We start from the raw sequence: 13,939 nt of genomic DNA on the forward strand, positions 1-13,939 counted from the left end.
ACATCGTTGTAGTTATTCTAAATAATTACGATTAATTTGCCGTGATGGGTTTACAAATCGTAATCATTACGATAATATGTTTGGAGTCAATACGTAATGTTTACGATTAATCCAAAGCGGATTAGGAAAGAAAGGATATGTGCCATGATTTTATCATCCATGCGGGATGTGGTGTTTGGTTACGGGAACGAGCCTGTGATTGACTCCCTGTCGCTTGATATTGAAGCCGGGCAGTTCATCGGGATTACCGGCCCGAACGGTGCGGCAAAGACCACGCTGCTGAAGCTGTTGCTGGGCCTGCTGCGTCCGTGGAGCGGAACAGTCACACTGAACCGGGAGATCACGGGAGGGGGCAAGCTTGCTGTCGGCTATGTTCCGCAGCAGGTGGCTTCCTTCAATGCCGGATTTCCCAGCAAGGTTATTGAACTGGTCCGTTCCGGCTGCTATGCCCGGCTTGGCTTGTTCGGCAGGTTTACGAAAAGTGAGGAAGAAATTGTCGAGCGCAGCCTGAGACAGGTGGAGATGTGGGACTACCGTGCCCGCCGGATCGGGGAATTGTCCGGCGGGCAGAAGCAGCGGGTCTGCATCGCCCGTGCGCTCGCGGGACAGCCTCAGGTACTGGTGCTGGACGAACCGGCTACAGGCATGGACATCGCCAGCCGTACCGGCTTCTACAAGCTGATGCGACATTATGTCAGCCAGCACGGGCGCACCGTCATTATGGTCACGCACGGCCTGGAGGAGACAAGCGCTTATCTAGATACAGTGATCAGCCTGGAACGGAAGGAACAGGAGGGCTGGCAATGTTTGGTTACGAATTCATGCAGCGTGCATTTTGGGCCGGGGGCCTGATCGGGATCATCGGGCCGCTGCTCGGCGTATATCTGATGCTCCGCCGTCAGGTGCTGATGGCCGATACCCTCTCCCATGTGTCGCTCGCGGGTGTGGCGCTGGGCTCAGTGCTGCAGCTGAATCCCGCACTCAGCGGCTTCGCGGTGGCTGTCATCGGCGGTATCGTCATCGAGCAGCTACGCCGTTCTTACCGTACATACAGCGAGCTCCCGGTTGCCATTATTATGACCTCAGGGTTAGCGCTGGCAGTTGTGCTGATGAGCCTGCAGCAGAATCTGAGCAAGAGCTTCAGCTCGTATCTGTTCGGCTCGATCGTAGCTGTGAGTGATACCCAGCTTAGACTGATTGCTATCGTCACAGCGGCAGGCCTGCTGTACTTCGTCCTGCTGCGGCGGCCGCTCTACAGCCTGACCTTTGATGAAGAGACGGCCAGCATCGGCGGCGTGCAAACGGGCCTGTTATCCTTTTCGTTCGCTGTGCTCACCGGGATGACCGTTGCGGCAGCGATGCCGGTGGTAGGGGTATTGCTGGTGTCCGCACTTATTGTGCTGCCAGCCTCGCTTGCGCTGCGTATCGCTTCCGGCTTCACCGCTGCGGTTCTGATTTCCATCGGCGTGGGCCTCACCGGTGTTTTTAGCGGCCTGGCAACATCCTATTATATCAATACGCCTCCCGGAGGCACGATTGCCCTCATTCTGCTGTTGTTCCTGCTGACCGCCATCGCAGTGCAGAAGCTGAGCAGGCGGCGGAACCGCCGTAACACACATAAATCCTTAAGCAAATTCCATAAACCCATATAAGAACAGGAGTTAACATTTATGAAGTCTAAATTCAATATCCGCCATCTTGCCGTCTTGTCCCTATCAACCCTGCTGATTGCCGCCGGTTGCGGCAAAAACAATAGCGCAGATCCTGCCGCTACTGCTGCTACTGCTTCTAATGCGCCTGCAGCCGAGACAACTGCCGTTCCGGCAGCAGACAAGCTGGACATTAAGGTCAGCTTCTACCCGATGTATGAATTCACCAAGAATGTTGCAGGCGAGCTTGCCGATGTCGAAGTCCTGGTTCCGGCCGGCATGGAGCCGCATGACTGGGAGCCGACGGCACAGGATATGGCCAAGATTACGGATGCCGATGTGCTCGTCTATAACGGAGCCGGTATGGAGGGCTGGGTCGAGCAAGTACTGGACAGTGCTTCGGGCAGCAAAATGGTCACCGTGGAAGCCAGCAAAGGGCTTGAAATTAAGGAAGGCTCAGAGGAAGAAGCGGATGCTCACAGTCACGAACATGAGGAAGCCGGACATGGCGAGGAAGCCCATGATCACGAACGTGAGGAAGCCGGACATGACGGGGAAGCCCATGATCACGAACATGAGGAAGCCGGACATGCTGAAGAAGCTCATGATCACGAAGAAGGTGAACATGCGGAGGAAGGCCATGCTCATAATCACGGCGGTCTGGACCCCCATGTCTGGCTAGCTCCCGAACTTGCAATCAAGGAAGTGCGTACTATCGAAGCCGCGTTGTCCGCTGCTTCCCCAGCGAACTCAGCTGCCTTCAAAGCCAACACCGATGCCTATATTGCCAAACTGGAGGCGCTGCACCAAGAGTTTCAGGATGGACTCAAGGATACAAAACGCAAAGATTTTATTACTCAGCATGCTGCCTTTGGCTATTTGGCTGAGGCATACGGCCTGACACAGGTGCCGATTGCCGGCCTCTCTCCAGAACAGGAGCCATCCGCTGCCCAAATGGCCGGGATTGTTGAATTCGCCAAGGCCCATGACGTAAAAACGATCTTTTTCGAGACGCTGGTATCCTCCAGTGTTGCTGATACTATTGCCCAGGAAATTGGTGCCAAGGCCGCTGTCTTGAATCCGATCGAAGGGCTGACGGATGAGGACCGCAGCAATAACCTTGATTATATCGGCATCATGCGCCAGAACCTGGAAGCGCTGAAGACGGCACTTAACGAATAGAGCAGAATTCATCATTGGCAACTCATTCAAACTACGGAAGGCGGATAAATAATATGGCCAAGAAATCAAAAGTAGTCAAAGAATTAAAACGGCAGGAATTGGTGGCTAAATACGCAGATAGACGGAGAGAGCTGAAGGCCAAAGGAGACTATATGGCCCTGCAGAAGCTGCCGCGTGATTCCTCCGCTACCCGGCAAAAGAACAGATGCGCTGTTTCCGGCAGACCCAGAGGGTATTTAAGCAAATTTAAAATTTCACGGATCGTCTTCCGGGATCTGGCGCTGAGGGGTCAAATCCCCGGCATAACCAAGTCCAGCTGGTAAAATCAGGTGTTGTGTTTCAGCTTTAAAGGAGCGGCTAATTCTCGACTTTACAGGGGATTGGCCGTTTTGCTGTGTTCATTATCTTTGCCTGGGTCTGTGGAGTGGATTATTATAGAAGAAAAGCAGGTTTGATTCCAGAAGAGCGGATCAGCAGAAAGGACGAAATATGGGGAGCGTTGTTCTCCAAAAGCCACCCCTGCCTGCGGGCCTCGATGCTGCCCAAACGGTACGGCTGGGGCGTGCACTTTAATGCTGAGGGCAAAATTGCCCTGTATGCCAAGGAATCACCTGAATATGATCACTTTACGTCACATGAGGATGCAGGCGTAAAGCTGCTGAATGCGATGCGCAGCAAACGCAGCTTAGAAGGGAGGAAAAAGTTTGTACAAGACAATAGAAGAGATTACGCTGAATACCTGGCCTGCGGAGCAGAGCGTAATGCTGGAGGGCTGGGTGCTGCGTTCGGCAGCGGGCTACACGAAACGGGCGAATTCGGTTAATCCGCTCTACGGCCCGGAGGAACAGGATGCCGGACTTGGAATGTTGCGGAAGATCCGGCTTGCAGAACAATATTATGAGGATGCAGGACTGAATCCCGTATTCAAAATCACTCCGTATGCCCGGCCTGCCGGTCTGGATAAGGAACTGGAGTCGCAGGGATATGGCCTCGTCGAGCCGTCATCCGTCCGTGTTCTTGACCTCCAGGACCTGCCTGAATTACGCAATGTCTATACGCTGCAGATCCGCGGCGAGCTGACAGAGGAGTGGCTGAAGGTCTTCGCTGATTTAACCGGGTTGTCCTCCGGGAACCGGGAGACGCTGCGCCGAATGCTGACCGCTTCCTGTTTGAAGCAAGGTTACGCTCTCTTGCTCAGGGATGGTCTTCCGGCTGCCTGCGGGCTTGGGGTAATCCAGCATGGGTACATAGGGCTGTATGATATCGTCACAGCCCCGGCTCACCGCAGACAAGGGATGGCGGAGCAATTGATTCTTGGACTGCTCCACTGGTCCAGGTCCGAGGGCGCCTCAGCCTCTTTTTTGCAGGTGGTACAGGCGAATAAGGGCGCTTCGGCCCTATATGACAAGCTGGGCTACAAGGAGATTTATCAATATTGGTACAGGGTCAAAATCCGGGAATAGAGGAGGCGAAGCATGTGTCACAATACTGGAGCGACAGATTTGCCCGAGAAGGTATGATTTGGGGAGAACAGCCCAGCGGATCGGCGCTGCGGGCTAAAGCGTGGTTCCTTGAGCAGGGGATCAAGTCCGTCTTGGTTCCGGGTGCGGGCTATGGCCGCAATACGAAGGTGTTCTCGTCTCAGTTTGACACTTACGGCATAGAGCTGAGCAGTGCCGCACTGAAGCTTGCTGTGGAATGGGACAGCAGCACACGGTTTATCGAAGGATCGGCACTGGAGCCTCAGCTGGAGCACCAGGTGGATGCTGTCTACTGTTACGATGTGCTTCACTTGTTTCTTGCCGGTGAGCGGTACCGCCTGATTGATGCGGCTCTTGCGCAGCTGCGGCCCGGTGGCCTGCTCTACTTCACCAGCTTCTCTGATGAAGATCCGAACTATGGCTGCGGAAGAAGGCTGGAGCCGGGGACCTATGAGTATAAGGAAGGGAAATATGCCCACTTTTTTAGCGATGCCGATTTGCGGGAGCATTTTGCCGGAACAGAGATTGTTGAGACCGGCACATTTACGGATTCGCTGCACAGTCCGCAGGGCGGAAGCCATGAATACATACTTAGAACTATTCTCGCATGCAAAAGAGGATAGGACCCTGGCAGTAAGACGCTTTTTTTTGTAGTCCGCGCAACCGGATTTCAGCTTGCCGGCCACGCGGTTCAGACCTAAACGAATTTCCCTTGAGTCGGGACAGACAGCTCCTTGAATGTCTTGCATAAATGAGCCAATGCAGGCGACAGCTCTGGAACAGCCATGGGCAGGCCATGGCCGGCAAGCAAGACTTGCGGATCGAGAAGTGCGAGCTTGCGCACAGACTTCTCCGCCTCCACCCAGTCTAACGTGAAATAAGCCGGAGGACCGTGCAGTTCCTTGTGCTGCGTAATTACCGCAAATGCCGATTCCTGCTTCACTGTAATTATAGCGTCTCCTGCTATAAGCACCCTGTCTTCGGGACGGAAAAGAGAGATATGCCCCGGGCTGGGCCCCGGCGTATGCACCCATGTCCATCCTTTGGCCCCGGGAACACTTCCGTCTTCCGGCAGCGGATGCACAGCTGCGCCGAGATCAATGCCACGGTGCGGATAAAGCGGGGCTGCTACGGCCATCAGACCGCCGCCAACGGATGGATCAGCCGGAGGATAATCCTCTTTTCCGGTGAGATAAGGCAGCTCCAGGGGGTGGGCATACACCGGAGTTCCTTTCCATTCTTCCAGCAGCTCCTTCAGGTTGCCGACATGATCAAAATGCCCGTGCGTCAGCACAATCGCCTGCGGCGGTTTGCCAAACTGCTCCCTGGCCGTGTGCATAATGCTCCCTGCGAAGTTTCCAAGTCCTGTGTCGACCAGAATCCAATCTGATCCGGGCCGGCCAATAAAAGCTGCGTTCGCAAATAAGGTCCGAAGACCCAACACTCCGGCTGCCACTTCCCATGTTTCGGTAAAACCGGCAGTCAGTATACCGTTCCATTCCATCCGCGTTCCTCCTGTTTGTTACTAGCTCAAGTGAGTTCACCTTGTAGTATGGCCTTTTTCATAAAATAAAAAGCATAGCTGCTCAAAGCAGTCCCGAGCCGGAGGAAACGTCAAATGGCCCTTCTCGCAATGAAGAAGGACCTTGTGTGTTTGTTTGTTAAGAAGATGTACTTAGGACAAGCCGTTTGCTGGATGAACCTGCGGTTTAATCGGGTTAATGCAGCTCACAATCAGCGAACAGGATATGCCGCGGGATACGGAAGAAATTCTCTGCTTTCTCCTGTAGTGCGAGGGTTGGGAGATGGCTCTGATGCAGCCATTTGCGGAAGGTGCCGGGATGGACACCGATCCATATGCTGACATCGGTGACGGAGAAATCGTAAACCATGCACAGACCCGTAAGAATGACATTGCTGCGGGGTGAGCCCGCAAGTGTTCTTTTCATAAACCGTGAAGGTGTCGGCTGGCAGACTATCGGACTTTGCCGTACAAGTGCCTCGTTGAACAGGATGTGGGACGGATAGCCAAGCAGGCGGCAGACCTTGTCCAGATTGGTTCTGGAGGGGATGCGCCCCTCGTACACCCAGGCGCTTACACTGCGCGAGGAGACGGAGAGCTCTTCCGCAAGCCGGGACAGCTTAATGTCCTTGGCCATCAGGATGGCAAGCAGCACACGGTTGCGGATTTGACTGCGTTTAGGCCGGCGAAATCTTTTGACCCGTACACCTTGTCCAAGATATTTACGGTTGATCAGAGACCAGGCCTGGATTTTGTGAGATTCTGGTTGATTCTTAGGCATACTTCCTCCGAATTTTTAAGGTTATACTACAATACTTTCTGAAGTGCTGCAATGGTTAATGCTGTAATTAACTTACATACATGCTTAAGTTTCTTTCAGAAGTGATGGTGTTATGATATATTTTTAATAATCATTTTACAAATTTAATCGTTGGGAGCGAAATAGATGATTAAGCATATTGTGTTTTTTAAATTGAAAGACCGGTCCCCGGAGAAAGTCGAAGCCACAGTTCAGGTCCTACGGAACATGGAAGGCAAAATTCCGCAGCTGCTCTCCATCGAGGTTGGTGCCGATCTGATTCATTCCGAGCGTTCCTTTGATATTGCACTTGTAACAGTGGTAGCATCCATGGAAGATTTGCAGGCTTACCAGGTTCACCCGGCCCATAAGGAAGTTATTTCCCATATCAATGAGGTCAAGGAGCTTTCGATTGCAGTAGATTACGAAATCTAAAGCAGGATGTCTGTGGCAGGAAAACCCATTAAATACCGAAAGCGGTGACGTAAATGCGTGAGCTTGAGTATCCGATGGAAGCCTTAACGTATCTGATCGTATTTTTGGCAGCCTGCTTTATTATGCTGTTCTGGCTGAAGCGCCGCGGCAAACGCGGAAAGTAGCAGCCATTACTTTCGTTCTACTTAAACCACCAGAGTTGGAGGGTCAGCTGTGTATTATGTCAACCGAAAGCAAATCGAAATGATACTTGGCCAAATCCCCGATATCAGAGCCGGTCTTCAACATGCAGCATCTGCATGGGATGGCAGCATTATCACAGGACTCGTGCAGGAACGATGCCTGCATTTGGCGATAGAGGTTGTGACTGATGTCGGCAGCTACCTGATCGACGGGTTCATCATGCGTGATGCCGGCAGCTATGAAGATATTATCTCCATTATCCATGAAGAAAAAGTCCTCGGTGACAGCGGAATCTACGAGGTGCTTATCCAGCTCGTATCACTGCGCAAACCGCTGGTGCAGGATTATTATACCTGGGAGCGCAGCACGCTGCATCCGTTAACCCATGTACTTCCGCAGGTGCTGGAGCAGTTCGCGGAGGAAGTGCGCAGGTATCTGGACCAGGAACTGGGTACCGGACAATAACTGGGGAAATGCCTGAACTAAGCCAGTGCTGCACAACTATTATACACGGCGAGAGCCGTGAAAGAGAGGAGGTCCTTGCGGATGAAAAAGGGGCAGGAAAGCGGATCTACACGACGTTTGATTATGACACTCCTGAAGAAGAAAGGCCCGCTGACGATCGGTGCGCTGGCGGAGGAACTGGGAATTACCGAAATGGGCGTACGGCGTCATGTACTGCAGCTGGAGCAGGAATCGCTGGCCAAGACCAAGGTCGTCCGCCAGGCCATGGGCCGTCCTCTGCATGTCTATTCACTGACTGAGCGGGCTGAAGACCATTTTCCCAAAAGCTATCATAACCTGGCGCTTGAATTGCTGCGGGAGCTGGATCACGGCAGCGGCCTGGAGGCCGTCAATGTGCTGTTCGAAGGCCGGCGTCGGCGGATGCTGGCCCAGTACGCTCCGATGATGGAGAACTGCAATCTGGAGGAGCGGGTTGCAGAGCTGTCTTCCATCCAGAATGCCGGAGGTTATATGGCTGAATGGAATAAGGAAGAGGACGGCTCCTATATTATGCGCGAATATAATTGTCCGATCCGCCAGGTAGCGACCCAATACCGGAAGGCTTGCCAATGTGAGCATCAGTTGTTCGAGGAACTCCTTGGTGCCAAAGTTACGCGCAGTGAATGTATGGCGGAGGGCGGCCAGTGCTGCCGGTACGATATTACGCCGAGAGAAAAAGACAAAACTTCTGAAATGACCTCCTAATCAGTCACAGGACAAAACATCCATGCTTATGATATACCAGAACTAGGCGATTGCCCGGGTGGCCGGGCAGAGGCACTTGAATCCAAAGGAGAGATTGAGGATGAAAAAGGAATCCAAAAGTTTGCTGTGGGGTATTTTGGCCGGTAGTGTGGTAGGTTCAGTGACAGCGCTGCTGTTTGCCCCTAAACCAGGCAAAGAGTTGCGTAAAGATATTGCGGAAGGTACCACCGGAGCCATTGATAAAGTGCAGGATGTCGCCGGGCAGGCCGGAGACAAAGGCGCGGAGCTGTACGGTAAAGCCAAAGAGGCGGTAGAAACTGTTGTAACCGAAGTCAAGGAATGGAGCAAGCAGTACATCCATACCGATGAGGAAGAAAAGTATATCACTCTCAGCGGAAAAGCAGTTGAAGAAGCAGAAGCCGTATCGGACGCTGCGGAAGCCGCCTTTGAAGAGGCTGCTGCTGGCAGTGATGAATCTGCTGCGGAAATTGAAGTCGTTCTGGAGGATGAAGTAAAGGATGACAAAGGCAACGGTGAGATCGCCTGATTTCACGGGATAGGCCATTCTCAGGGAATCCTAATAATATACGCGCTTCCGGCCAAGAGCCGCTTTTCGCAACGTGGCGGAAGGTGGCTCTTGGCGGCTGGAACAACAGTGGAATATTGGGCTGGACACCGGAGCCGATCAATGCTTCTCTTGAACTGTAACGGCAAAAGGAGTATTATCTGCAATTGGGGCTGAAGGCCAGGTACACTTTGTTTAAGCCTTACATAAGCTACACAAAACAAGTAAAAGGAAGCGGTGTGTTCGTGCAGCAAGCTATAGCAATATTGGACTCGGGTGTGGGGGGACTTACGGTTGTCAAAGAAGTAATGAGACAGCTCCCGCGGGAGAAAATCATCTATTTTGGAGATACTGCCCGCGCCCCTTACGGACCCCGTTCAACCGAGGAAGTGAAACTGTTCACCGAGCAAATCGTGGACTATCTAATTCAATTTAATCCTAAAATGATCGTTATTGCCTGCAATACTGCAACTGCGGCAGCTCTTGACTATATCTCTGCCAAGGTGTCCATTCCTGTCATTGGAGTCATCCATCCCGGTGCCCGTGCGGCGATCAGCGCAACCAAAATAGGCCAGGTCGGCGTAATTGGCACCATCGGCACCATTAAGAGCGGAGCCTATACCGCAGCGCTTCAGGAGTTGTCTCCATTTGTTAAGGTAGTCAGTCAGGCCTGCCCGGCGCTTGTCCCTTATGTCGAGCAGGGGTTGTTCCGCACGGCGGAGAGCGAAGCGGCGGTGGCGGAATCGCTCAACGGGATCAAGTATGAACCGATTGATACACTGATTCTGGGCTGTACCCACTATCCGTTCCTGGTAGATCCGATTGGCAAGGTCATGGGACCCGGTGTTAAGCTGATCAGCTCCGCGGATGAAACCGCGCGGGAGATCAGCACGATCCTATATGACAAAGGCAAGCTTGCCCGCGGAGATGAAAGTCCGATTCATCAATTTTTCTGCAGCGGAGATGCCGAGATGTTCCAGCGGATCGCCCGCGACTGGCTTGGAGAACAGATCAAGCGCACTCCCGTTGTGTGGCAGGTATCTTCGTTATAGGCTTTGCTGTGAGGAAACAATAGGGACAATCCCTCGGATTCGGAAATTTCAGAAACAAGGGCGTTCATGATAGACCGGGAGGTATCACTCCGGGTCTTTTTTTTAAATGTAAGAATTTATAGGCTTCACGCTATAAATTACCTCCAAGACCTTATTCACCTGCCAGGGTGATTTTGTCCTGCACAAGTGAATAGTTGCGATACTTCAGGATTTATTGTATGCGTTTACATTTATTTGTGCGGAAGGGGTGAACTGTGCTCATTTCTTTCATGCAGGGCAGTAGGGGCTGCATACAATAGGGTTGAGGGCTGTGTCCCGTTGTCTCCGCGGGTATTGTCCGCCCGGGCGGCAGGGGATGACGGCAACTAGAGGGCCGAGAGGATGAGACATATGCAGCAATATATTGCCCGCAGGGGAGATACCGTTAGCCGAATTGCCGCCAGGCATGGACTTACACCGGAGCATGTAATTCAAGGAAACCCATGGGCCGGCAGGCAGCCTTATTTATATCCGGGCCAAATCCTGTTTCTGCCTTCCGCTCCGCGCAGACGTTATTCTGTACAGGAGGGGGATGACGCCGGGTTGATTGCCGCTTTATTTAATGTGAGTATAGATGAGCTTGAAATGCTGAATCCCGGAGTGACCTCAGGCCGCTGCTGCATACCGGGCAAAGTGCTGGTTATTCCTCCGGCAGCTTCGCGGTCTGTAGTGTCTGTACGCAGCGAGTATGGTCCGGATGATGTCGAGGAGGATATCGGCAAGCTGGTGGCCAAATACCCGTTTGTTACAAGGGACAGCATCGGCGCAAGTGTGCTCGGCAAGCCGCTCCACCTGCTGCGGATAGGCAGCGGGCCCCGTCATCTCCATGTCAACGCTGCACTGCATGCCAACGAGTGGCTGACCTCGCCGTGCCTGATGTCGTTCATCGAACAATATGCCGCTGCGTATGACGCAGGCAGGGCTTGGCACGGCCACCGCCCCGAGGAGTGGCATAAGCATTGGACCTTGTGGGCAGTACCTATGGCTAATCCGGATGGGGTGGAGCTGGTGCAGGAGGGGGTACTGCCCGGCCAGCCCCACTATGAGGAGCTGCTGCAATGGAATTGCGGGCGGCGGAGCTTCCGGCATTGGAAGGCTAACATCCGCGGGGTGGACCTGGGCGATCAGTTTCCGGCTCACTGGGAAGAGGAACAGGCGCGCCGGGGAGTGCCGGGTCCTGCCCCGCGGGACTACAGCGGACCGGCGCCGCTCAGTGAGCCGGAAGCCGCCGCACTGGCGGCGCTGGCGGAGCAGTATCCCGGTGATGCAGCCGTATCTCTGCACAGTCAGGGCGGTGAGATCTACTGGAACTACAGGGGATATGAGCCGCCGGAGAGCAAGGGATGGGCGGCAAGGCTGGCAGCGGCGAGCGGCTACCGGGCCGTTGAGCTGAACGGCAGCGATGCCGGTTATAAGGACTGGTTCATTCAGCGCTTCCGGAAGCCGGGCTTCACGGTGGAGCTGGGAATCGGCAAAAATCCGCTGCCGCTGGCTGATTTTGAAGACATGGCGCTGGAAACCGGGCTTATTTTGGGTGCTATACTCTCAAATTTGAAATAAAAATGAAACAAACTTTGTAAATTTGCGTAATATAACAGCAAAGGGTACGGCCGCAGTCATTCCTATACGTGCTTTGCGGCTGAATCCTTTTTTAGGGATATAACTGCTGATTAAGCCCTGACCAATATTATCCGAGTGTCTGGATTCAATATATTACCTACATCATTATTAGGAGGACCGTCATGAAATTCAGAAAACTGCTTTCGCTTAAACAATGGTCCCATATCTTCCGTAATTCCTGGCAGTATGTCATTTCTCCCAATGTAACGATAGGGGACAAGCTGCTGTTCACTATACCGGTGCTGCTCTACTGGGTGCTTCCCGATTTTATGCCGTTTCTGCCGATTGACGACATTGGTGTGACGATGCTGCTGATGGGCTGGTTTGTATCACGGATGGACCGCAAATATCCTGCCCTGAAGAGCGGAAGATGAATTTTTAGAGAATCTTTATACGCTCCATTCTGATCTATTTCGCCGATATGGTTGCTTTTACAGGTTACTTTCCTTAAAATAAATTATTGAGTATTTAAATTTAAGATGCCTGGGAGATGGATGAGGATGAACGTCAAAATTACCCGCAATGCGGCTAAAGTGATAAAGAAAACAATGGAGCTTGAAGGCAACAGCGAGCTCAAGCTGCGCGTAGCCATTACCCACGCTCACGGCGACCATGCCCACTACGGTCTGGATTTGGACACGCCTAAAGAGAATGATGTGGTAGTATCCACGGACAAGGAGATCGATGTGATTCTCGATCCGAACCAGCCGCTGCTGGATGGCGTGAAGATTGATTACCTGTATTTCCCTGAAGAAGGTTTTGTCATCACTAATCCGTCTAAAGGAAATCATGGCGATCACTAAACGTTCGCCCGTACCTTATGGACATAAAGAAGGGTTGCTTTATGGCTAACGAAATACAAATTTGCGATCAATGCAATTACACGAGAATGAAAAGCATTCTTCCCAAGCTGCGCAAGATGGCTCCCGATGCGGAGATCAAGATTGGCTGCAAGTCCTACTGCGGACCTTGCGGCAAGCGGGCCTTTATCTATATCAACGGCCGTTACATCAGTGCTCCGACTGAAGATGAGGTGCTGGCGAAAGCCGCAGCCTTTGTTAAGCAGCCGGCAGTTAAGGAATAACTCCGTCATATATCACGAGGGGTGGCAATCGAACGGTTGTTTTGCCGACCCATTGCCACCCACAATAAGATTCGCCTCCGCTGACAAAGCGGGGGCTTTTTATTTTTCAAATTTGCAGAGGTGTCCTATTCAGTCATTGCGGACCTTTCCAGTTCTGCCCGATCCGCTCAGGCTCTGCCTGGTTTGGGTACCGGGGAGGCACATGGTATAATGAACCTGTTGTCTAAACTGATCTATACATAGGAGGGAATGATACTGTATGAAGCATCTTACCGACGGAACGATTCTGAATAATGGGGTTGTCATGCCCTGGTTTGGTCTCGGCACTTACAAAGCAGAGGGCGAGGAGGTCGCAAAGGCCGTCACGACCGCTCTTGAGCTGGGTTACCGGAGCATAGACACCGCAGCGGTATACGGCAATGAAGAGGAAGTGGGCCGGTCGATAGCCGCCAGCGGCGTAGACCGGGACAGCCTGTTCGTGACCACAAAGGTATGGAACAGTGATCAGGGCTATGATACGACCCTGCGGGCTTTTGAGACCAGCAGCAAGAAGCTGGGACTGGATGTGATCGACCTTTATTTGATCCATTGGCCGGGCAAGGATAAATATAAAGAGACTTGGCGTGCACTGGAGCGCCTTAATCAGGAAGGCCGCGTCCGGGCGATCGGAGTCAGCAATTTCCAGATCCATCATCTGCAGGAATTGCTGAAGGACAGTGACACCGTGCCTGTTATCAATCAGGTGGAGCTGCATCCGCGGTTTATCCAGAAGGAGCTGCATGATTTCTGCGCGCAGCATCACATTCAGATCGAAGCGTGGGCTCCGCTGATGAAAGGCAGACTGCAGGAGAATGAGCTGCTGAAGAACATCGCGGACAAGCATGGCAAGACCGTATCACAGGTTATTCTGCGCTGGGGGCTTCAGAGCCGTATCGTGATTATTCCGAAGTCGGTCACTCCGTCCAGAATTAAGGAGAACAGCGAAATCTTTGATTTCGAGCTGTCGCAGGAGGAATTGGCTGCAATCAGCGGACTGGATGCCGGGGAGCGGATCGGCACCGATCCGGATAAATTGTTGTTCTAGGGAGTCCAGCATCTTTCGCACAAAAAACGAGGCTG

The 13,939-nt window shown here is 52.7% G+C and carries 19 protein-coding genes; 17 read left to right on the forward strand and 2 right to left on the reverse strand.

Going from position 1 to position 13,939, the window contains the following annotated elements; translation table 11 throughout:
* Positions 1-144 precede the first annotated feature (144 nt).
* The 7 genes from H70357_RS12105 (at position 145) to H70357_RS12135 (ending at position 4,935) form a co-directional block, all read left to right on the forward strand.
* Entirely contained in the window at positions 145-852 is a 708-nt protein-coding gene (locus H70357_RS12105) for a metal ABC transporter ATP-binding protein (RefSeq protein WP_038589545.1), read from the forward strand.
* Positions 798-1,652 (forward strand): metal ABC transporter permease, encoded by an 855-nt coding sequence (locus H70357_RS12110; protein ID WP_038599332.1) that lies wholly within the window; start codon positions 798-800, stop codon positions 1,650-1,652. The genes H70357_RS12105 and H70357_RS12110 overlap by 55 nt, the downstream gene beginning before the upstream one ends.
* A gap of 18 nt (positions 1,653-1,670) precedes the next feature.
* Positions 1,671-2,831: a metal ABC transporter substrate-binding protein gene (locus tag H70357_RS12115; protein ID WP_038589547.1), complete on the forward strand. Its 1,161-nt coding sequence runs from the start codon at positions 1,671-1,673 to the stop codon at positions 2,829-2,831.
* A 53-nt stretch (positions 2,832-2,884) separates the two neighbouring features.
* Positions 2,885-3,154, forward strand: a complete 270-nt coding sequence (gene rpsN, locus H70357_RS12120; RefSeq protein WP_038589550.1) for a 30S ribosomal protein S14 — start codon at positions 2,885-2,887, stop codon at positions 3,152-3,154.
* A gap of 71 nt (positions 3,155-3,225) precedes the next feature.
* Positions 3,226-3,654, forward strand: a complete 429-nt coding sequence (locus H70357_RS35215) for a DUF6157 family protein (protein WP_081965782.1) — start codon at positions 3,226-3,228, stop codon at positions 3,652-3,654.
* Positions 3,536-4,294, forward strand: a complete 759-nt coding sequence (locus H70357_RS12130; RefSeq protein ID WP_038589552.1) for a GNAT family N-acetyltransferase — start codon at positions 3,536-3,538, stop codon at positions 4,292-4,294. The genes H70357_RS35215 and H70357_RS12130 overlap by 119 nt, the downstream gene beginning before the upstream one ends.
* A 14-nt stretch (positions 4,295-4,308) precedes the next feature.
* Complete coding sequence (locus tag H70357_RS12135; RefSeq protein ID WP_038589555.1) at positions 4,309-4,935, forward strand: class I SAM-dependent methyltransferase; 627 nt, start codon at positions 4,309-4,311, stop codon at positions 4,933-4,935.
* A 74-nt stretch (positions 4,936-5,009) separates the two neighbouring features.
* Here the strand turns inward: H70357_RS12135 and H70357_RS12140 are convergent, their stop codons facing one another.
* Together H70357_RS12140 and H70357_RS12145 are read right to left on the reverse strand one after the other, a co-directional pair.
* Positions 5,010-5,816 (reverse strand): MBL fold metallo-hydrolase, encoded by an 807-nt coding sequence (locus H70357_RS12140; protein ID WP_038589557.1) that lies wholly within the window; start codon positions 5,814-5,816, stop codon positions 5,010-5,012.
* Positions 5,817-6,030: 214 nt separating this feature from the next.
* Positions 6,031-6,615: a helix-turn-helix domain-containing protein gene (locus tag H70357_RS12145; protein ID WP_038589560.1), complete on the reverse strand. Its 585-nt coding sequence runs from the start codon at positions 6,613-6,615 to the stop codon at positions 6,031-6,033.
* Positions 6,616-6,780: 165 nt separating this feature from the next.
* Between H70357_RS12145 and H70357_RS12150 the strand changes: the two genes are divergently transcribed.
* The 10 genes from H70357_RS12150 to H70357_RS12195 all read left to right on the forward strand — a co-directional run bounded on the left by H70357_RS12150 (position 6,781) and on the right by H70357_RS12195 (position 13,904).
* Positions 6,781-7,068, forward strand: a complete 288-nt coding sequence (locus tag H70357_RS12150) for a Dabb family protein (RefSeq protein WP_038589563.1) — start codon at positions 6,781-6,783, stop codon at positions 7,066-7,068.
* Between the two features lie 213 nt (positions 7,069-7,281).
* A complete protein-coding gene (locus H70357_RS12155) occupies positions 7,282-7,716 on the forward strand; it encodes a DUF86 domain-containing protein (RefSeq protein ID WP_038589565.1) in 435 nt (144 codons plus the stop codon).
* Positions 7,717-7,797: 81 nt separating this feature from the next.
* Positions 7,798-8,460, forward strand: a complete 663-nt coding sequence (locus tag H70357_RS12160; protein WP_038589567.1) for a helix-turn-helix transcriptional regulator — start codon at positions 7,798-7,800, stop codon at positions 8,458-8,460.
* A gap of 100 nt (positions 8,461-8,560) precedes the next feature.
* Positions 8,561-9,007, forward strand: a complete 447-nt coding sequence (locus H70357_RS34300) for a YtxH domain-containing protein (RefSeq protein ID WP_052091990.1) — start codon at positions 8,561-8,563, stop codon at positions 9,005-9,007.
* Positions 9,008-9,270: 263 nt separating this feature from the next.
* A complete protein-coding gene (gene racE, locus H70357_RS12170) occupies positions 9,271-10,077 on the forward strand; it encodes a glutamate racemase (RefSeq protein WP_038599336.1) in 807 nt (268 codons plus the stop codon).
* A 390-nt stretch (positions 10,078-10,467) separates the two neighbouring features.
* Positions 10,468-11,676, forward strand: coding sequence for a M14 family metallopeptidase (locus tag H70357_RS12175; RefSeq protein WP_038589570.1), 1,209 nt, complete (start codon positions 10,468-10,470; stop codon positions 11,674-11,676).
* A gap of 182 nt (positions 11,677-11,858) precedes the next feature.
* The gene (locus H70357_RS12180) at positions 11,859-12,110 is read left to right on the forward strand and encodes a hypothetical protein (protein ID WP_038589573.1); all 252 of its coding nucleotides are present in this window, start codon (positions 11,859-11,861) and stop codon (positions 12,108-12,110) included.
* Between the two features lie 126 nt (positions 12,111-12,236).
* Complete coding sequence (locus H70357_RS12185; RefSeq protein WP_038589576.1) at positions 12,237-12,539, forward strand: HesB/IscA family protein; 303 nt, start codon at positions 12,237-12,239, stop codon at positions 12,537-12,539.
* Between the two features lie 41 nt (positions 12,540-12,580).
* The gene (locus H70357_RS12190; protein ID WP_038589579.1) at positions 12,581-12,820 is read left to right on the forward strand and encodes a DUF1450 domain-containing protein; all 240 of its coding nucleotides are present in this window, start codon (positions 12,581-12,583) and stop codon (positions 12,818-12,820) included.
* Between the two features lie 259 nt (positions 12,821-13,079).
* Positions 13,080-13,904: an aldo/keto reductase gene (locus H70357_RS12195; protein WP_038589582.1), complete on the forward strand. Its 825-nt coding sequence runs from the start codon at positions 13,080-13,082 to the stop codon at positions 13,902-13,904.
* Positions 13,905-13,939: the final 35 nt, after the last annotated feature.

This window comes from Paenibacillus sp. FSL H7-0357 (assembly GCF_000758525.1).
Lineage (GTDB): Bacteria > Bacillota > Bacilli > Paenibacillales > Paenibacillaceae > Paenibacillus_AQ.

Excerpts from the sequence above, each read along its gene's own strand:
- H70357_RS34300 (WP_052091990.1), top strand. The coding sequence starts at position 8,561 with ATGAAAAAGGAATCCAAAAGTTTGCTGTGGGGTATTTTGGCCGGTAGT.
- H70357_RS12145 (WP_038589560.1), bottom strand. The coding sequence starts at position 6,615 with ATGCCTAAGAATCAACCAGAATCTCACAAAATCCAGGCCTGGTCTCTG.
- H70357_RS12140 (WP_038589557.1), bottom strand. The coding sequence starts at position 5,816 with ATGGAATGGAACGGTATACTGACTGCCGGTTTTACCGAAACATGGGAA.
- H70357_RS12175 (WP_038589570.1), top strand. The coding sequence starts at position 10,468 with ATGCAGCAATATATTGCCCGCAGGGGAGATACCGTTAGCCGAATTGCC.
- H70357_RS12115 (WP_038589547.1), top strand. The coding sequence starts at position 1,671 with ATGAAGTCTAAATTCAATATCCGCCATCTTGCCGTCTTGTCCCTATCA.
- rpsN (WP_038589550.1), top strand. The coding sequence starts at position 2,885 with ATGGCCAAGAAATCAAAAGTAGTCAAAGAATTAAAACGGCAGGAATTG.
- H70357_RS12195 (WP_038589582.1), top strand. The coding sequence starts at position 13,080 with ATGAAGCATCTTACCGACGGAACGATTCTGAATAATGGGGTTGTCATG.
- H70357_RS12180 (WP_038589573.1), top strand. The coding sequence starts at position 11,859 with ATGAAATTCAGAAAACTGCTTTCGCTTAAACAATGGTCCCATATCTTC.
- H70357_RS12190 (WP_038589579.1), top strand. The coding sequence starts at position 12,581 with ATGGCTAACGAAATACAAATTTGCGATCAATGCAATTACACGAGAATG.
- H70357_RS12185 (WP_038589576.1), top strand. The coding sequence starts at position 12,237 with ATGAACGTCAAAATTACCCGCAATGCGGCTAAAGTGATAAAGAAAACA.
- H70357_RS12160 (WP_038589567.1), top strand. The coding sequence starts at position 7,798 with ATGAAAAAGGGGCAGGAAAGCGGATCTACACGACGTTTGATTATGACA.
- H70357_RS12150 (WP_038589563.1), top strand. The coding sequence starts at position 6,781 with ATGATTAAGCATATTGTGTTTTTTAAATTGAAAGACCGGTCCCCGGAG.
- H70357_RS12105 (WP_038589545.1), top strand. The coding sequence starts at position 145 with ATGATTTTATCATCCATGCGGGATGTGGTGTTTGGTTACGGGAACGAG.